Origin of the sequence: Mesorhizobium sp. M0960, assembly GCF_040319055.1 — a bacterium.
GTDB lineage: Bacteria > Pseudomonadota > Alphaproteobacteria > Rhizobiales > Rhizobiaceae > Mesorhizobium.
Map to the genome: position 1 here is coordinate 57,311 of NZ_JAMYNN010000008.1, position 16,702 is coordinate 74,012.

Genomic DNA, 16,702 nt, shown 5'->3' on the forward strand with positions numbered 1-16,702 from the left:
CATGGACCGGCCAAAAGTGCCGTTTGAGCAGCTTGGGCGATTGTGGCGGAGGCCCATAGGAGGAGCAGAAAAATGCTCGATCTCTCCCATGCCCGCAACCAAATGGTCGACATTCACTTAAGCCGCCGTGGCATTCGCGACCGCAATGTCCTTCAGGCGATGCGCGAGGTGCCGCGCGAGGCTTTCGTCGAGCCTGGTTTTGAAGAATTTGCCTATGAGGACGGGCCGCTGCCGATCGCCGAAGGTCAGACGATATCGCAGCCCTACATCGTTGCGTTGATGATCGAAATGGCGGAGATCGGAGCCGGTGACCACGTCCTCGAGGTTGGCACCGGCTCGGGCTATGCGGCTGCCGTAATGAGCCGGATCGTCGAACGCGTCTACACGATCGAGCGCCACGCCGCGTTGGCTGAAACGGCAAGGCAGCGGTTTAAAAAGCTTGGCTACGACAATATCGAAGTCCGCACCGGCGACGGCACCAAGGGCTGGCCCGAGGCGGCACCCTTCGATGCGATCCTGGTTGCGGCCGCCGGGCCCGGCGCACCGCTCGCCCTGCAAGAACAGCTCGACGTCGCCGGCCGGCTTATCATCCCGGTCGGCGACGAATTCGACTCGCAGCGCCTGCTCAAAGTCACCCGGACTGGCGCAGCAACTTACACCGAGGAGGATTTCGGCGGCGTGCGGTTTGTTCCACTGATCGGCGAGCAAGGCTGGGGCGAGCCAGGCAGCGACAGCCAAATAGCGGCCGATCTTCCGCACCGGCATCAGCGCAGAAGCAGCCTGCCGCAGATGATAGCGACCGCCGCCGAACCGCTTCCGGATTTCGACGATCCCGCCTTCGGTGCGCTGTTCGACCGGTTTGCCGACCGCCGCGTCGTCTTGCTCGGCGAAGCCAGCCACGGCACGTCGGAGTTCTACCGCGCGCGCGCCGCGATCACTCGCAGGCTGATCGAGAAGCATGGCTTCACCATCGTCGCGGTCGAGGCCGACTGGCCCGATGCCGCGGCGATCGACCGCTACGTCCGTCACCGGCCACCGCGGCCGGGCGCCGATCCGCCGTTCCAGCGCTTTCCCACCTGGATGTGGCGCAACACCGACGTCGCGGCGTTCGTCGACTGGATGCGAGAGCATAATGAGCGGATCAGGATATCCTCCCGGCGGGCCGGGTTCTATGGCCTCGACATCTACAATATGGGCGGGTCGATCGCGGCGGTCTTGCAATATCTCGACCGGATCGATCCGCAGGCGGCAAGGATCGCACGCGAGCGCTATGGCTGCCTGACGCCGTGGCAGAACGACCCGGCCACCTATGGCCGTGTCGCACTCACCTCCGGCTACCAGAAATGCGAGAAGGCCGTGCTCGAGCAATGCCGGGAACTGCTTTCCAGAGAGCTCGACTACGCGCAGCAGGACGGCATCGATTTCCTCGACGCCACCCAAAACGCCCGCCTGGTCGCCTCCGCCGAACGCTATTACCGCACCATGTATTACGGCGGCGCGCAGTCCTGGAACCTGCGCGACACCCACATGTTCGAAACACTGGAGCACCTGCTGCAGGCCCGCGGCCCGGCCGCCAAGGCGGTGGTGTGGGCACATAATTCCCATATCGGCGATGCCCGCTATACCGAGATGGGGATCGTCAGGGACGAAGTGAACATCGGCCAGCTCTGCCGCCAGCGTTTTGGCGACGAGGTTGCCTTGATTGGGCTCAGCACGCATTCCGGGACGGTGGCCGCCGCCACCGACTGGGACGGCGACATGGAAGTGAAACCGGTTCGTCCTTCCCACAACGACAGCTATGAGCGGCTTTGCCATGACAGCGGCGTCTCGCCTTTCCTGCTCGATTTCGAGCGCGACGACACGCTGCGCCAACGGCTTCTGGAGCGCCGGCTGGAACGCTTTATCGGCGTTATCTACCGGCCGGAGACCGAGTTGCACAGCCACTATGCGGATGCCTCGCTCGCCCGCCAGTTCGATGCTTTCGTCTGGTTCGATGAAACCAGTGCCGTGACGCCGCTTGGGCCGGAACATGCGGGGACAGGCCTTCCCGAGACCTATCCTTTCGGGCTGTAGCGAATTTGGACCCTGGGGGAAGCGGAAAATCGAAAGAAGGACGTCACCAATGGCCGGAAAGAAGACTCATGAGCAGCAATTGCGCATCATCGAAGAGCGCGAGAACACGAAAAACGCTGGCAAGGATTTCGACGCGGAAGCGGATTTGAAAAAGACCAGGCAAGAGCGCGAGGCGTTCCGGCGCGGTGCCGAGCTCAGATCGGACCCCAAGGACTATGCCGATCCCGACGACCGCAACATCATCCGCGGCGAGCACCAGGAAAGCGCCCACAACAAGCATCGCGCCGACCGCTGAAACGGCGGGATCGCTTAACGTTAAGACAGTATGGCGCCGGTTCCCGTTCCCCGATCTGACGGATGCAGCGTTCGTGGCCGCAAATTGGCGGACGAGGGCGCCGTCTTGATCCCCTCGGCGCTATTCAGCAAAAAATGTCGCGGCGACAGCAATTGAGACGAGGCTCAGCATCGCCAGGCCTGCCCTGGCGACATGCGAAGTCTCCCAGACGTTGCGCAAATCTCTCCAGTCGCCGGTCTGCTTTCGAGAAAACATTGAAAAAAACGTCGCGGCTGATTGCGGCATGGCAACGTCTTGCACCCAGAAACTATTGACGGGATGCGTGACCAACCAATAGGTCGCATGTTCCGCCAGCAGGAAGACAAGCGCCGCCAAGGTCCACCAGAATCGAGCGCTTGGATAAGGCGTCAGGTAGAGCAGGATGGCGAGTGCAATGATGCCGCCGATCTCGGCAAACCCGCCGATCGTGAAGCCGGGATAGTAGATCGCCTGCACTGATTTGTAGGTAGCCTCCTTGAGGCGCAACTTGCCCGGCAACTCCAAAGCGTGCGCAAGCGACAGCGCCATCGTGACAGCGACCAGAAGAAGGGCGGCGATCATCAATACGCGCATGTTCCTGCTCCCTGACCACAGCGTGGTTGGTGATCCGGTAAAGGCGACGCCACCCGACTTCCCTGCAGGCCGGTTCGGTCATTCCCCGATCTGGCTGGTCGACCGTTCGTGGAGTGTGGCGCCGGTCTGCGCGTCGACCGCGACCATGCTGACCTCGTAGCCCCAGAGCTTGCGGATATGGCGCAGCGTGGCGTCACGGCTGCCGCCTTCCAGCACGATGCCGTCCTTGACCTTGTGCTGCAGGCGCAGATGCCGGTCGCCGAGCAGGTCCACGTCCACCACCTGGATGTCCGGCCGGCTGGCGCCGATGTCGTAGCTGTGGGCGAGTGCGGCGCGGACGCTCTCGTAGCCGCGCTCATTGTGTATCGAGGCGACTTCGTAATGCGGGTCGTTGGCGGCATCGGCAAGGACAAAGAACCGCCATTTCCGTATCAGGGTAGGGCTCAGATACTGGCGGATGAAGGACTCGTCGCGATGGTTGGCCCAGGCGTCCAGCAAGGTCTGGCGCCAGTCGCCATTGCCGGCGATATCGGGAAACCAGTCGCGGTCCTCAGCCGTCGGCGCGGTCGAGATGCGCTGGATGTCCTGCATCATGTCGAGACCCAGCGCGTAAGGATTGATACCGGAAAAGCGCGGATCGTCGAACCCTGGCTGGAAGATCACGTTCGAATGGTTGCGCAGGATTTCCAGCATGGCACCTTCGCCGATCAGGCCGCGGTCGAACAAAAGGTTCATCAGCGTGTAATGCACGAAGGTGGCGCAGCCCTCGTTCATCACCTGCGTTTGCCGCTGGGGATAGAAATACTGCGCGATCACGCGGACGATCCGGATGACCTCACGCTGCCACGGTTCCAGGATCAGGCTGTTCTTCTCCAGGAAATAAAGCAGGTTCTCCTCGGGCAGCTTGAGCGATTTCTTGCGCTCCGTCATGGTATCCGTTTCGCGGACCTTGGTGCCGTCCTTGGAAGGCGGCAGCGTGCGCCACAGATCGTTGTAGGAACGTTCCTCGTATTCCAGGCGCTCGCGAATCCCCTCGCGCTGCTTTTCCGACGACAGCTTCGGCGGCCGGTGATATCTGAACACGCCCTGTTCCATCAGCGCATGTGCGGCATCGAGGATCTCTTCCACCGCATCGACGCCGTGCCGCTCTTCGCAGCGGGCAATATAGCCCTTGGCAAAGTCGAGATAGCTGAGGATGGCGCCGGCGTCCGTCCACTGCCGGAAAAGATAATTGTTCTTGAAGAAATGGTTATGGCCGAGCGCCGCGTGCGCCGTCACCAGCGCCTGCAGGGCCATGGTGTTTTCCTCCATCAGATAGACGATGCAGGGATTGGAATTGATGACGAGTTCGTAGGCCAGCCCTCGCCCACCTTTGCGGTAGAGCAATTCCTGGTAGAGGTAGTGCTTGCCGAACGACCAATGCCGGTACATCAGCGGCATGCCGACAGAGGAATAGGCGTCGAGCATCTGTTCGGACGAGATGATCTCCATCTGCACCGGATAGACGTCGAGGTGGAGCTCTTCGGTGGCGACCGCCTCGATGGTCTCGTAGGCGCGCGACAGCGTCCTGAAATCCCAGTCGGAACCGGAAAACAGCAACCCGGATTTGCTCGCCATCAGCCCCCTCTTTCACCGCTCTTTTGATAACCCGGCTGTCTGGCGAAGAGTTGGCGGAAAACCGGGTAGATGTCGGCCGCCGTGGCGATGCGGCTCATCTGGAAGTTCGACCATCTCAGCTTGACCGCACTGTAGGCACGCCACAGCGACGTGCCGTTGTCGGTAGCGCCGAAGATGTGGCTCTCACGCTCGTCGAGGATCTCGACATAGGCAAAATACTGGCAAAGCCGCATGATCTGTTCGTCGAGAAGGGCGATGCAGCGCTCGGAATCGGTGACGAAATTGTCGCCGTCCGAGGCCTGGGCGACATAGATGTTCCATTCGCGGCTGGGATAGCGTTGCTCGACGATGCGGTGCATCTCCTCGAGCGCCGTGGAAACCACCGTGCCGCCGCTCTGGGTGTTGTAGAAGAAGGTTTCCTCGTCCACCTCCTGCGCCTCGTGCGTGTGGCGGATGAAGACGACCTCGGTCCGGTCATAGCGCCGCTTCAGGAACAGGTGCAGCAGCACGAAGAAGCGCTTGGCCAGATCCTTCTCGCGTTCGCCCATCGAACCGGACACGTCCATCAGGCAGAACATCACCGCATTGGCGTTCGGCACCGGCTGGGCGTCGAAGCGGTTGAAGCGGATATCGACCGGATCGACAAAGGCGATCCGCTTGCGGCGGCGCTCCAGCCGCTCAAGCTCTTCCTGCAGCGCCACGATGCGCTGCCGCATCTCGGCGTTTTGCGGCTTGGCCTGCAGCGTCGCGATCTCCTGCGCGATTGCGTCGAGTTCCTCCTGCTTGGGGCGCCTGAGCGCTATGCGGCGGCCATGGCTGTTACGCATCGTGCGCCCGACATTGATGTTGGTCGGCGAGCCGGTCGCGGCGAAGCCGGCCCGGCGCGGCTTGAAGGCGAGGATCTCCTTGAGGTTGAGCTTGACCATATCAGGCAGTTCGAGGTCTTCGAAGAAGAGGTCGAGCACCTCTTCGCGCGACAGCACGAAACGGAAATCATCCTCGGATTCGGTTCTCCCCGGGGCGGATCCCATGCCGCCGCCCTGGCCGGGTTTAGGCAGCCGGTCGCCAGGGGCAAAATGCTTGTTGCCGGGCAGGACGTGCTGGTGGCTGCCGCTGTTCCGGGCATCGTTGAAGCTCGGCTCGCCGGTGCCTCGCGCCGGCATCGAAACGGCATGCTCGGCGTCCACGTCGGCGATCTTGCCGGTGCGGATCTGATCGCGGATGGTGCGCTTCAACTCTTCGCGCGCCCGCCGCAGGAAACGCTGCCGGTTGCCGAGGCTTTTGTCCTTCGGGTTCAGTCGGCGATCGATGAAGATCGGCATATGTTACCCCGGGCTGGCTTCAACCCGCCTTGTTCACCCGCATGTACCAGTCCACCAGCCGGCGGACCTGGCGCTCGGTGTAACCGCGCTGGATCATCCGCTGCACGAATTCGGTATGCCGCTTCTCCGTCACGCTGTCCTGCTTGGAGCCGAAGCTGATCACCGGCAGCAGATCTTCGACCTGCCCGAACATCCGCTTCTCGATGACTTCGCGCAGCTTTTCATAGCTTGTCCATGACGGGTTACGGCCGTGGTTTCTGGCCCGCGCGCGCAGCGTGAACTTCACCACTTCGTTGCGGAAGTCCTTGGGATTGGCGATGCCGGCCGGCTTTTCGACCTGCGACAGTTCGTTGTCCAAAACCTCGCGATTGAGGATCTGGCCGGTATCGGTATCCTTGAAGTCCTGATCCTCGATCCAGGCATCGGCATAGGCGATGTAGCGGTCGAACAGGTTCTGGCCGTATTCGCTGTAGGATTCCAGATAGGCCTTCTGGATCTCGTGGCCGATGAACTCGGCATAACGGGTGGCGAGCTCCGACTTTATGAAATCGAGATAGTCCGCCTCGGTTTCCTTCGGGAACTGCTCGCGCTTGATCGCCTCTTCCAGGATGTACATCAGATGCACCGGATCGGCGGCGACCTCTTCGGTGTCGTAGTTGAAGGTCTGCGACAGGATTTTGAAGGCGAAGCGGGTGCTGACGCCGGTCATGCCTTCATCGACACCGGCCGCGTTTCGGTACTCCTGGACCGACTTCGCCTTGGGATCGGTTTCCTTGAGGTTCTCGCCGTCATAGACGCGCATCTTGGTGTAGAGCGGCGAATTGTCGTGTTCGGCCAGGCGGGTCGAAACGGTGAACCGGCTGAGGATATCGAGCACTTCCGGAGCGCAGGGGCTGGAGGCCAATTCGCTTTCGCGCAACAGCTTCTCGTAGATCTGCCGCTCTTCCGTGACCCGCAGGCAATACGGCACCTTGACCACCAGGATGCGGTCGAGGAACGCCTCGTTGTTCTTGTTGTTCTTGAACTGCAGCCATTCCGATTCGTTGGAATGGGCAACGATGATGCCCTGATAGGGGAAGGCGCCGAAATTCTCGGTGCCGTTGTAGCTGCCTTCCTGGGTCGCAGTCAGCAGCGGATGCAGCACCTTGATCGGCGCCTTGAACATCTCGACGAATTCGAGCAGTCCTTGCGTCGTCCGGTTCAGCCCGCCGCTGTAGGAATAGGCGTCCGGATCGGACTGGCTGAAGTTTTCCAGCTGCCTGATGTCGACCTTGCCGACCAGGGCCGAAACGTCTTGGTTGTTCTCGTCGCCCGGCTCGGTCTTGGCGATGCCGATCTGGCGCAGCCTGGACGGCATCAGCTTGACGACGCTGAATTTGGAGATGTCGCCGGACAATTCGTCGAGGCGCTTGGCCGCCCAGGGCGAGATCAGGCCGTTCAGCCGCCGCCGGGCGATGCCGTATTTGTCCTCCAAAAGGTCGCCCATGCGGTCGGGGTCGAACAGCCCGAGTGGCGATTCGAAGACCGGGCTGACCTGGCCGCCGACCTTCAGCGTATAGATCGGACGCTGCTCCATCAGCCTTTTCAACTGCTCCGCAAGCGAGGACTTGCCGCCGCCGACCGGGCCAAGGAGATAGAGGATCTGCTTGCGTTCCTCGAGCCCTTGCGAGGCATAGCGGAAATAACCGGCGATACGCTCGATCGTATCCTCCATGCCGTAAAAGTCGGCGAAGGTCGGATAGATCTTGATCGTCCGGTTCGAAAAAATACGGCCGAGCCGCTCATCCTTGCTGGTATCGACAAAGGTTGGCTCGCCGATCGCCTCGACCATCCGCTCGGGCGCCGAGGCGTACATCGACTTGTCCTCGCGGCAGGCAAGCAGATATTGCTGGAGGCTTATCTCCTCCTGCGCCGCATTCTTGTAAACCTCGGAAAACAGATCGAAGACGTCGGATTGATTCTCACGCATGGTATTCCTAGCCCCGGAGCCGGTGTGGCTGCACGTTTGTCTCTTGAACAACCAAATGTCGGAAAGCCCTTGTGGTTCCCTTCACTTTGCAGAGAGTGCCTGTGACCGAATGATAAGACTCTAGATAAGAGCATCCTGCATGCCGACAAGGCGTGGAACGTCCTGCTCGAGGCACAAAATCCTGAATCACGCCACGCGGTGCGGGCGACCTCCGACAAGACGGAGGAACGGTTCTGGTCCTTCCCGGTTGTGAGGGAAAGGAGACGGTTCGATGTTTGAGACTAGTTTGTGGTTGCTCGTTGTTGCAGGCGGTCCACTGCTGCTGGCAATCCTGATCGCCTACGCCCTGCTCACCCAGCGCCGTCGCGGCCCGGCGGAGCGCAGGGAAAGCGAGCGCGCGACCGAGCGCCTGTACCAGGAAAAGAAGGACTGACCGACGGGATCGCAGCTCAGCTGCGGGCAACCGCCAGCCCGGCCACTTTTTCGGCGCGCAGCAGCATGCCGAACAGGTCACGCGGCTCATCGGGATCGGCCAGAAGGTCTAGTTCCTCGTAAAGGCCGGTCCGCTGAAGCTGATCGCGGACGTAGCGTAGCGCGGAAAAATCCTCGATCGCAAAGCCGACGGAATCAAACAGCGTGATCTGTCCGGCGTCCGTCCGGCCTGCTGCCTTTCCTGTCATCACCTGCCACAATTCGGTGATCGGATGGTCCGCATCGAGCTGCTGGCTCTCGCCTTCGATGCGCGTCTGCGGCGGATATTCGACGAAAATATCCGAGCGCAGCAGAATGTCGCGATGCAGCTCGGTCTTGCCCGGGCAGTCGCCGCCGACCGCGTTGATGTGCACGCCGGACCCGACCATGTTGTCGGTCAGGATTGTTGCCGATCGCTTGTCGGCGGTTACCGTGGTGATGATCTGTGCACCTTCAACGGCCTCCTGCGCCGACGCGCAGAGCTTGATGTCGAAACCCATGCCGGCAAGGTTCTTCATGCATTTGGTCGAGGCCGCCGGGTCGATATCGTAGAGGCGCAGCCTGTCGACGCCAAGCAGCGCCTTGAACGCAATAGCCTGAAATTCCGATTGCGCGCCGTTGCCGATGATCGCCATGCATCTGGCGGCCCCGGGAGCGAGGTATTTCGCCGCGACCGCCGAGCTGGCCGCCGTTCGCAGGGCAGTCAGGATGGTCATTTCCGAAAGCAGCATCGGATAGCCGTTGCCGACATCGGCAAGCACGCCGAAAGCGGTCACGGTCTGGCGGCCGTCACGCGTGTTCTTCGGATGCCCGTTGACGTATTTGAAGCCGTAAAGCTGCCCGTCGCTGGTCGGCATCAGCTCGATGACGCCGTCAATGCTGTGCGAGGCGACGCGCGGCGTCTTGTCGAACAGCTCCCAACGCCTGAAATCCTCTTCGATATAGGCGGCAAGCTCGACCAGGAAGCGCTCGATGCCGATGGCAAGCACCAGCTTCATCATGCGGTCGACGCTGACGAACGGAACGATGTTCAAATTGACGGTCATGGCTCAGAACCCCCTCGTCGGGCGATCCATGATCCGCCGGCCCATCAGGCTTGCGGTCAGGTCGACCAAAAGCGTGGCGGTGCGGCCGCGCTCGTCGAGAAAGGGGTTGAGTTCGACCAGGTCGAGACTGGTGACGAGCCCGCTGTCATGCAGCATTTCCATCGCCAGATGCGCCTCGCGGAAGGTGGCGCCGCCGGGAACGGTGGTGCCCACCGCCGGCGCGATCGACGGATCGAGAAAATCGACATCGAGGCTGACATGGAGCATGCCGTTGGCGGCGCTCACCCGTTCGAGAAAGGCGCGAAGCAGTTGCGCGATGCCGTGCTCGTCGATCGAACGCATGTCGTGGACCGTCACGCCGGCTCTGCGCAACGCATCCCGTTCCGCCAGGTCCACGCTGCGGATTCCCAGCGCGCATATGCGAGCCGGGTCCACCTGCGCCGCGAGGCGGGGGAAATAGCCCTCGAAGCCGGGCTGCCCGCTGGCATAGGCCAGCGGCACGCCATGCAGATTGCCGCTGGTCGTCGTGTCGAGCGTATGAAAATCGGGGTGGGCGTCGAGCCACAGCACGAAGAGCGGCCGGCCGGCATTCGCTGCCCGGCGGGCAATGCCGGCGAGCGTGCCGGCCGAAATGCTGTGGTCGCCGCCGAGAAAGATCGGCATTGCGTCGGCGCTCGCAGCATAGGCGGTTTCGCTGATCGCTGCCGTCCAGGCGGCGATTTCCGGCAGCGCCTTCACCACCGCGTTGCCGTGTACGACAGGGCGCATGTCGGCAGGGACAATCGTTCCGAGGTCGGTCAGCGTATGGCCAAGCTCGGTCAGCGCGCCGGCCAGACCGGCCGTGCGCAGCGCGCTCGGCCCCATCTCGCAGCCCATCCGGCCAGAGCCGGCCTGGATCGGTGCTCCCACGATCACGCAGTGCATTCTCGTACCCCACCAAATTACGATGCCTTTAGTGAACCCCGCATCGCTGGCAGAATGAACATATCAAATTGGCAAATTTGTTGAAGTGCCTTATCATAGTGGCAGCATCTACTTCCGTTGTGAGCAATCATGGACCGGCTCGACGAGCAGATCATCACCTCTTTGCGGCATGACGCCCGGCGCAGCATTTCCGACCTTGCCGTTAGCCTGGGTGTCTCCCGGGCAACGGTAAGGTCCCGGATCGAGCGACTTGAAAGAGACGGCGTCATCGTCGGCTACACCGTCATTCTACGCGCCGACGCAGTCGATCAGCGGGTGCGTGGCATCATGATGATCGAAATCGAAGGCCATGCCGCAGATCGCGTCATCCGGGCGCTGGGCGGCTTCTCCGAGGTCTCGACGATCCACACCACCAATGGCCGTTGGGATCTGGTGATAGAACTCGGAACCCAGACGCTGAGCGAGTTCGATGCGGTGCTGAGACGTATCCGCCTGATCCCCGGAATTACCGGCAGCGAAACAAGCCTGCACCTGGCAACGCCGCGCACCACCAAAGCGCGGCTGTGACCTTCGCCCGTGACCTGTAGCGGTAACGAAGCTACGGAACCTTCAATTGCCGCCGCGGTTAGAGCAATTCCAGGAAAAGCGTGGAACGATTTTCCGTTCGGAATTGCGTCAAAACAAAAAGATTGAGCGGTTCGGCGTTTCCGCGAAACCGTTCCAAGCCCACACAGCCTTCTTCGAGGGAGAACAAGCATGGCTCACGCCCAGCAAGAACTCGTCGAATTCGTTATCAGCAAAGCCTTCAATCCGGTCATGCGGGCCAAACCCGACGGAAAATCCGATGCCGAGCGCAAGATGCTCGAACATGTTCAGCAGGCCACGAAGACCGAGATCGAGCGCTATCGCCGTTACGGCTCGGCTGAGGAGGTCGCGACCAATTTCAAGCGCGACCTGAATTCCGACGCTGCCAAAAAGTTGCACGCCCAGCTGCGACGCCTGCATCTGCCGACGATCGAGGACATTCGCGACGACTTCGAGGACAAGGCCCGCGCGTTAGGCGTCAAGGCCTAGCCGTAGATCCGCGACCGGTCGTCCTCGGTGACGTCCGTCCGGTTGTCATCACAATCCGTCCTTGGTCGGAGGCCACCCTGACCGAACCGTCTCGGGGATGTTGTCCGACGTCAGCTCGCCCCGATTGAGCTTTTCAATCGCTTCACCGGCTTCGCTCTCATCGAGACCGGAAAGCGGCAACCCGCCGACCACGACGGCTTCGTCGCTCTCGCTGTCATAGACCTCCCAGAGGCCTTCCGGATCCTGTCGTTTGTCGTAGGGCATGGCCACTCCTCCAGGCAACGCCGCTATTGTACGGCCGCTACCCATTTCAGGGCCTGAGCCTTTTCGTCTTCCGGGAACACCCGCGCCTCGATTTGCGGAAACAGCGCGTCCGTCATTTCCGTGGCTGCCTTGATCCACTGCTTGTCGGAAATCACGGCGGCACGTTTGAAGCGGTGGAGCTCGCGGAGTTTGCTCAGCCCATACTGCAGGTCGCGCCGTAAGGCGCCAGCCGTCATGTCTTCGAAATCGGTAAGGTCAGTCAGGACGCCGATGTCCTTGTGGTCGCTCAGTTTCGCTTCGATGGCCGGGGTGATTTTTTCGTAGTCCTCCGCCGTCACAGTGCCGGCGACACGAAAGGCAGCGACGTTTTGGGGAGCGGAAATCATCTCGATCATTTTTTCCTCCGGTTTCTGAATGGCTGGCTGCCTGAAACAAACTCGGGCCATTCGCGGATGTTCCCTGCCAAAAGCGTGTTCACTTCGACCTAAAATGACGATCGGCTGGCTTCCTGACGGGTCCTCGGATCGCCTGCGTGACGACGGTATAACGCGTGATTTGGCCCTCCACGGGGTCCTCTCCGTGGAAGTGGATTTCTGCATCCAGCGGCATCTGCGCGGTGTTGCCGAATTGCTTGACCGCGCACGCATGCACGAGCTGTACGTCGGGGTCACGCATCATGGCCTCCATTGCCGCAAGCTCTGCCGTGCTGCTGCCGCCGATCCGCCAGCTGGCTTCCAGCACACCCGATCGCCAGATGCCCGAGGAATCGACACCTTGGCCGATGTCGTAGTTGCGCCTCGAGGCGAAGAATCCGGGATGGCCAAGCATCGCCGCGTCGTAGGTCCTCGCCTGCGCCACAGCCAAAGTCAGCGCCGGAGACAGCTGCAGCCTGTCGAGCGCTTCCCATCCGCCGCGCACGACGACCAGATCGGATCCGCCGTAAACGGGCTGTCCGGCATTGTCGGCGGTCATCCGCTGCACGCCATAATAGCTGACCGATGTTCCGTCGATCGCGGTTCTGCCAATGCTCAGCGTGACAATGTCGCGAAGCTCCGTTTCGAGAACAAGCCCGTATTCGCTTAGGTCGGAGGATGGATATCGTTCCAGCAGCCTTTCGATATCGGCGACCGTCGCGGCGGTGTGCTGGTCGCGGCCCCGCGAAGCGCGCGGTGGCTTGAACCGGACCAGCCCGAGCTGCAGCAGACGTTCCGCTGCGCGCAGCGCGTCATCGCGTGAAAATGCGGTGTAGCCGGGCAGTACGGCCGCGCCGACGGCGCTGCCGAAGCCGGCTGGCCAATCTTTTGGCCGTGCCGCCGACCCGTCCACCAGCTCGTGGGTTATGGCCTTGGTGGTTGCGAGGCGCCAGGGCACCACACCGCCGAAGAGGTCGTCGGGCCCGTTGATGCCCAGTTGGACCGCATCGGCGGCAAGCAGGCTGTCGTCCGGCACGAAATACAGCCCGCCGTTGTCACCGCCCCAGTCACGCAGGCCCTGGCGGAAGGAAAATCCCTTCAACGCCGCAATCGTGCGCGCGACGGCAGCGACGGTCTCCCATTCGTGGGCATAGATGGTCTCGCCGCCCGGCGCGGAGAACGCGACCACAACACCTTTTGCTCCGCCCGATTGTGTGCCGCTTAGCCCGGTCATGTCGCGCCGCCCTTCGTCCATTGCCGAGCCCATTGCCGTTATTCCGCGGCGATGCGTCCGAACCGAAAAACCCGCTTCCTCGGCGAATGTTCCGGGCAACGGCGCGCTATCCGGTTTGACCGAGTTGCGGCGATCGGAACATCGGCGGCTCATGGTTTTTATGCGGGAGCCTCAGACAGGGTGATGGATGTGCTCAAGGAGGCTGCGCCCCGCGCCCTGGGAGCGGCCGAGGTCGTCGACACATTCGAACGGGCTTGAGACCGAGCTGGCTGTCGCATGAACTGCGGCCAACGGCCGGAACTGTCACTAGCGGTTCATGTTCATGATCGCATTCGTCGGCATCAAATTGTGGTCGAGGTTGGCCATGATCCAGATCGAGCCGCCGATCACCAGGACGACGATCAGCACGCCGAAGGCAAGCGCCAGGGCGTTGTTGGTGTTGTCCGGCCCCGTCGTGATATGCAGGAAGAAGACGAGATGCACGCCCATCTGCGCGATCGCCAGCACAATCAGCGCCACCGGGATGCCCGGTGCCCATATAAGGTTGGTTCCGAGCAACCAGAACGAGGCGATGGTCAACAGCGTTGCCAGCCCGAGGCCGATCACATAGCCGCGTAACCCGGATCCGACCTCGGCGTCGCCGAGGTATTCGTCACCCGGCGCCGTATCGATGTCGTAGCGCTCCAGGCCATCGGTGTCGCGCCTTTGCGTATGGCGGTCGTCAGCATTGCTCATCGACTTGCTCCCAGGAGATAGACCACCGTGAACAGGGCGACCCAGATGATGTCGAGGGCGTGCCAGAACAGGCTGAAGCACATGAAACGCCGAAGAATATCGTCGCGGAATCCCTTGGCGAAGATCTGCGCCATCATCGTGAGCAGCCACAGCAGCCCCGCCGTCACGTGCAGGCCATGGCATCCCACCAGCGTGAAGAACGCCGACAGGAAGGCGCTGCGCGTCGGTCCGGCATCGCGGGCAATCATATGCGCGAACTCGCGCAGCTCGAGCAGGATGAAGCTGGCGCCGAGCACGAAAGTGACAGCCATCGCAACATAGAACCAGGAGCTTCGCCGCGCGGTCACGGCGAGGCTGGCGAGACCGCAGGTAAAGCTCGACAACAGCAGGGCCGCCGTCTCGATCGCGACGTTGCGCAGGTCGAACAGCTCGGCTCCGCTTGGTCCGCCCGCCGTCTTGCCCGCCAGCACGGCGTAGGCCGCAAAGAAGGCCGAGAACATCACGATGTCGCTCAGAAGGAAGATCCAGAAGCCGTAGCCGACGACGATCCGGATCGGTGCCGGTCCGCCGTCGCCATGGCCGGGGGCATGGCCGTGCCCGCGATGGCCGAGGTGGTAGGGGTCACGCTCTCGAACGTCGATCGCGGTCATGGCCTTGGCCCCGTATACGTGGCCAGCGCCTCGCGGCGGGCACTTCGGTTGGCGCGGTCGATCCGGGCGACTTCGGCGGCAGGAATGACGTATTCGGGTATGTCGCGCCACGCGAATACGACGAAGGTGGCGAAAGCACCGAGCGCGCCGAGCGCCACCATCCACCAGATGTGCCAGATGAGGGCGAAACCCATCACGGTCGCAAAGAAGGCGCAGATGAACCCGGTGGGACTGTTGCGCGGCATCTCGATCGGCTCGTATTCAGGCTCGTCGCGCAGCCGGTTTTGCTCGCGTGCCCGCTGCTTGATGCTCCAGTAGGGCTCTTCGCCCTCGACATGCGGAAGCGCGGCGAAGTTGAAGACCGGCGGCGGCGAGGGTGTGGCCCATTCCAACGAACGCCCGTCCCAGGGATCCCCGGTGACATCGCGAAGCGCCGCGCGCTGTCGGATGCTGACGACGAGCTGAATGACCTGGGCGACCACGCCGGCGGTGGTGATTAACATGCCGGCGCCGGCAACCAGCACCCAGGGATACCAGGCCGGCACGTCGAAATGCTGCATGCGGCGGGTCATGCCGAGCAGGCCGACGGTGTAGAGCGGCACGAAGGTGGCGTAGAAGCCGATCAGCGTCAGCCAGAAGGCCAGCTTGCCCCAGCCCTCGTGCAGCCGGAATCCGAATGCCTTGGGAAACCAGTAGGTATATCCCGCGAAGGCGCCGAACAGCACACCGCCGATGATGACGTTATGGAAATGCGCCACCAGGAACAGGCTGTTGTGGAGCAGGAAATCGGCCGGCGGCACGGCCAGCAACACGCCCGTCATGCCGCCGATGACGAACGTCACCATGAAGCCCAGCGACCACAGCATTGGCGTCGCGAAGCGGATGCGGCCGCCATACATAGTGAACATCCAGTTGTAGATCTTCACGCCGGTACCGACAGCGATAATGCTGGTGGCGATGCCGAACGCGGCGTTGACGTCGGCGCCGGCTCCCATGGTGAAGAAGTGGTGCAGCCACACCATGAAGGAGACGATGCAGATGAAGAGCGTCGCGGCCACCATCGAGCGGTAGCCGAACAGCGGCTTGCTGGAGAACGTGGAGATAACCTCCGAGAAGATGCCGAACGCCGGCAGGACGAGGATGTAGACCTCGGGATGGCCCCAGGCCCAGATCAGGTTCACGAACATCAGCATGTTGCCGCCGGCTTCATTGGTGAAGAAATGAAAGCCGAAATAGCGGTCGAGCGTCAGCATCGCGAGCGTCGCGGTGAGGACCGGGAACGCGGCGACGATGAGCAAGCTGGCGGCGAGTGAGGTCCAGCAGAACATCGACATCCTGAGGTAACTCATGCCGGGCGCCCGCATCTTCAGGATCGTGGTGACGAAATTGATGCCGGTGAGCAGCGTTCCGACGCCCGCTATCTGCACCGCCCACAGATAATAATCGACGCCGACGCCCGGCGAGTAGGCGGTCTCGCTGAGCGGCGGATAGGGCAGCCATCCGGTACGCGCGAATTCGCCGATCACCAGCGAGATGTTGACCAGCAGCGCACCGGTGGCGGTGAGCCAGAAACTCACCGAGTTGAGCGTCGGAAAGGCAACGTCGCGGACGCCGAGCTGCAGCGGCACGACCAGGTTCATCAGGCCGATGACGAACGGCATCGCCCCGAAAAAGATCATGATGGTGCCGTGGGCGGAAAAGACCTGGTTGAAGTGGTCGGGCGGCAGATAGCCGGGCGCCTGGAAGGCGAGGGCTTGCTGGGACCGCATCATGACGGCGTCGCTGAAGCCGCGCAGCAGCATCAGCAGCGCCAGCAGCGTGTACATGACGCCGATCCGCTTGTGATCGACGCTTGTGATCCATTCGCGCCACAGATAGGGGAAATGGCCGGCCAGGAAGACCCAGGCCAGCACGCCGAGGATTGCCAGGGCGACGACCGCCGAGGCGATCATCGGCAGAGGCTGATCGAACGGAATGACGTCCCAGCTCAATTTTCCGAGCAT

Annotated in this window: 17 protein-coding genes; 5 read left to right on the forward strand and 12 right to left on the reverse strand. The window is 62.1% G+C overall.

Annotated elements, in window-relative coordinates; translation table 11 throughout:
* The first annotated feature begins 72 nt into the window (after nt 1-72).
* Together NKH63_RS16590 and NKH63_RS16595 are read left to right on the forward strand one after the other, a co-directional pair.
* A complete protein-coding gene (locus tag NKH63_RS16590) occupies nt 73-2,073 on the forward strand; it encodes a protein-L-isoaspartate(D-aspartate) O-methyltransferase (RefSeq protein WP_352481446.1) in 2,001 nt (666 codons plus the stop codon).
* Between the two features lie 49 nt (nt 2,074-2,122).
* On the forward strand, nt 2,123-2,368 hold the full coding sequence (locus NKH63_RS16595; RefSeq protein ID WP_352918131.1) for a hypothetical protein: 246 nt from the start codon (nt 2,123-2,125) through the stop codon (nt 2,366-2,368).
* Nucleotides 2,369-2,488: 120 nt separating this feature from the next.
* Here NKH63_RS16595 and NKH63_RS16600 read toward each other — a convergent pair whose 3' ends face one another.
* The 4 genes from NKH63_RS16600 to NKH63_RS16615 form a co-directional block, all read right to left on the reverse strand.
* Nucleotides 2,489-2,980: a DUF1772 domain-containing protein gene (locus tag NKH63_RS16600; RefSeq protein ID WP_352918133.1), complete on the reverse strand. Its 492-nt coding sequence runs from the start codon at nt 2,978-2,980 to the stop codon at nt 2,489-2,491.
* Nucleotides 2,981-3,058: 78 nt separating this feature from the next.
* Nucleotides 3,059-4,597: a SpoVR family protein gene (locus NKH63_RS16605; protein ID WP_023720506.1), complete on the reverse strand. Its 1,539-nt coding sequence runs from the start codon at nt 4,595-4,597 to the stop codon at nt 3,059-3,061.
* A complete protein-coding gene (locus NKH63_RS16610; RefSeq protein WP_352918135.1) occupies nt 4,597-5,919 on the reverse strand; it encodes a YeaH/YhbH family protein in 1,323 nt (440 codons plus the stop codon). The genes NKH63_RS16605 and NKH63_RS16610 overlap by 1 nt, the downstream gene beginning before the upstream one ends.
* A 19-nt stretch (nt 5,920-5,938) precedes the next feature.
* Nucleotides 5,939-7,888: a PrkA family serine protein kinase gene (locus tag NKH63_RS16615; RefSeq protein ID WP_023720504.1), complete on the reverse strand. Its 1,950-nt coding sequence runs from the start codon at nt 7,886-7,888 to the stop codon at nt 5,939-5,941.
* A 271-nt stretch (nt 7,889-8,159) separates the two neighbouring features.
* Here NKH63_RS16615 and NKH63_RS16620 point away from each other — a divergent pair, with 271 nt between their 5' ends.
* Nucleotides 8,160-8,321, forward strand: a complete 162-nt coding sequence (locus tag NKH63_RS16620) for a hypothetical protein (protein WP_023720503.1) — start codon at nt 8,160-8,162, stop codon at nt 8,319-8,321.
* 16 nt (nt 8,322-8,337) lie between these two features.
* Here the strand turns inward: NKH63_RS16620 and ocd are convergent, their stop codons facing one another.
* Both ocd and rocF read right to left on the reverse strand, forming a co-directional pair.
* The gene (ocd, locus tag NKH63_RS16625; protein WP_023720502.1) at nt 8,338-9,405 is read right to left on the reverse strand and encodes an ornithine cyclodeaminase; all 1,068 of its coding nucleotides are present in this window, start codon (nt 9,403-9,405) and stop codon (nt 8,338-8,340) included.
* A gap of 3 nt (nt 9,406-9,408) precedes the next feature.
* Nucleotides 9,409-10,329: an arginase gene (rocF, locus tag NKH63_RS16630; RefSeq protein WP_352481448.1), complete on the reverse strand. Its 921-nt coding sequence runs from the start codon at nt 10,327-10,329 to the stop codon at nt 9,409-9,411.
* 129 nt (nt 10,330-10,458) lie between these two features.
* On the opposite strand from rocF, the gene NKH63_RS16635 reads away from it, so the two are divergent.
* Nucleotides 10,459-10,896 (forward strand): Lrp/AsnC family transcriptional regulator, encoded by a 438-nt coding sequence (locus NKH63_RS16635; RefSeq protein ID WP_352918136.1) that lies wholly within the window; start codon nt 10,459-10,461, stop codon nt 10,894-10,896.
* Between the two features lie 189 nt (nt 10,897-11,085).
* The gene (locus tag NKH63_RS16640; protein ID WP_352909728.1) at nt 11,086-11,403 is read left to right on the forward strand and encodes a hypothetical protein; all 318 of its coding nucleotides are present in this window, start codon (nt 11,086-11,088) and stop codon (nt 11,401-11,403) included.
* Nucleotides 11,404-11,451: 48 nt separating this feature from the next.
* On the opposite strand, the gene NKH63_RS16645 is transcribed toward NKH63_RS16640, so the two are convergent.
* The 6 genes from NKH63_RS16645 to cyoB all read right to left on the reverse strand — a co-directional run bounded on the left by NKH63_RS16645 (nt 11,452) and on the right by cyoB (nt 16,702).
* On the reverse strand, nt 11,452-11,667 hold the full coding sequence (locus NKH63_RS16645; RefSeq protein WP_352481451.1) for a hypothetical protein: 216 nt from the start codon (nt 11,665-11,667) through the stop codon (nt 11,452-11,454).
* Between the two features lie 23 nt (nt 11,668-11,690).
* Nucleotides 11,691-12,062 (reverse strand): SpoIIAA family protein, encoded by a 372-nt coding sequence (locus tag NKH63_RS16650; RefSeq protein ID WP_352918138.1) that lies wholly within the window; start codon nt 12,060-12,062, stop codon nt 11,691-11,693.
* A 79-nt stretch (nt 12,063-12,141) separates the two neighbouring features.
* Complete coding sequence (locus NKH63_RS16655; RefSeq protein WP_352918140.1) at nt 12,142-13,413, reverse strand: DUF3182 family protein; 1,272 nt, start codon at nt 13,411-13,413, stop codon at nt 12,142-12,144.
* Nucleotides 13,414-13,620: 207 nt separating this feature from the next.
* Nucleotides 13,621-14,049, reverse strand: coding sequence for a cytochrome o ubiquinol oxidase subunit IV (cyoD, locus tag NKH63_RS16660; protein WP_352918142.1), 429 nt, complete (start codon nt 14,047-14,049; stop codon nt 13,621-13,623).
* The gene (cyoC, locus tag NKH63_RS16665; protein WP_352640329.1) at nt 14,046-14,699 is read right to left on the reverse strand and encodes a cytochrome o ubiquinol oxidase subunit III; all 654 of its coding nucleotides are present in this window, start codon (nt 14,697-14,699) and stop codon (nt 14,046-14,048) included. Before cyoC ends, cyoD begins: the two co-directional genes overlap by 4 nt.
* Complete coding sequence (gene cyoB / locus NKH63_RS16670) at nt 14,696-16,702, reverse strand: cytochrome o ubiquinol oxidase subunit I (RefSeq protein ID WP_352918144.1); 2,007 nt, start codon at nt 16,700-16,702, stop codon at nt 14,696-14,698. Before cyoB ends, cyoC begins: the two co-directional genes overlap by 4 nt.

Bases quoted from the DNA above. Each gene is read 5' to 3' on its own strand.
- NKH63_RS16590 (WP_352481446.1), top strand. From the start codon at position 73: ATGCTCGATCTCTCCCATGCCCGCAACCAAATGGTCGACATTCACTTA.
- NKH63_RS16595 (WP_352918131.1), top strand. From the start codon at position 2,123: ATGGCCGGAAAGAAGACTCATGAGCAGCAATTGCGCATCATCGAAGAG.
- NKH63_RS16600 (WP_352918133.1), bottom strand. From the start codon at position 2,980: ATGCGCGTATTGATGATCGCCGCCCTTCTTCTGGTCGCTGTCACGATG.
- NKH63_RS16605 (WP_023720506.1), bottom strand. From the start codon at position 4,597: ATGGCGAGCAAATCCGGGTTGCTGTTTTCCGGTTCCGACTGGGATTTC.
- NKH63_RS16610 (WP_352918135.1), bottom strand. From the start codon at position 5,919: ATGCCGATCTTCATCGATCGCCGACTGAACCCGAAGGACAAAAGCCTC.
- NKH63_RS16615 (WP_023720504.1), bottom strand. From the start codon at position 7,888: ATGCGTGAGAATCAATCCGACGTCTTCGATCTGTTTTCCGAGGTTTAC.
- NKH63_RS16620 (WP_023720503.1), top strand. From the start codon at position 8,160: ATGTTTGAGACTAGTTTGTGGTTGCTCGTTGTTGCAGGCGGTCCACTG.
- ocd (WP_023720502.1), bottom strand. From the start codon at position 9,405: ATGACCGTCAATTTGAACATCGTTCCGTTCGTCAGCGTCGACCGCATG.
- rocF (WP_352481448.1), bottom strand. From the start codon at position 10,329: ATGCACTGCGTGATCGTGGGAGCACCGATCCAGGCCGGCTCTGGCCGG.
- NKH63_RS16635 (WP_352918136.1), top strand. From the start codon at position 10,459: ATGGACCGGCTCGACGAGCAGATCATCACCTCTTTGCGGCATGACGCC.
- NKH63_RS16640 (WP_352909728.1), top strand. From the start codon at position 11,086: ATGGCTCACGCCCAGCAAGAACTCGTCGAATTCGTTATCAGCAAAGCC.
- NKH63_RS16645 (WP_352481451.1), bottom strand. From the start codon at position 11,667: ATGCCCTACGACAAACGACAGGATCCGGAAGGCCTCTGGGAGGTCTAT.
- NKH63_RS16650 (WP_352918138.1), bottom strand. From the start codon at position 12,062: ATGATCGAGATGATTTCCGCTCCCCAAAACGTCGCTGCCTTTCGTGTC.
- cyoD (WP_352918142.1), bottom strand. From the start codon at position 14,049: ATGAGCAATGCTGACGACCGCCATACGCAAAGGCGCGACACCGATGGC.
- cyoC (WP_352640329.1), bottom strand. From the start codon at position 14,699: ATGACCGCGATCGACGTTCGAGAGCGTGACCCCTACCACCTCGGCCAT.
- cyoB (WP_352918144.1), bottom strand. From the start codon at position 16,702: ATGCTCGGAAAATTGAGCTGGGACGTCATTCCGTTCGATCAGCCTCTG.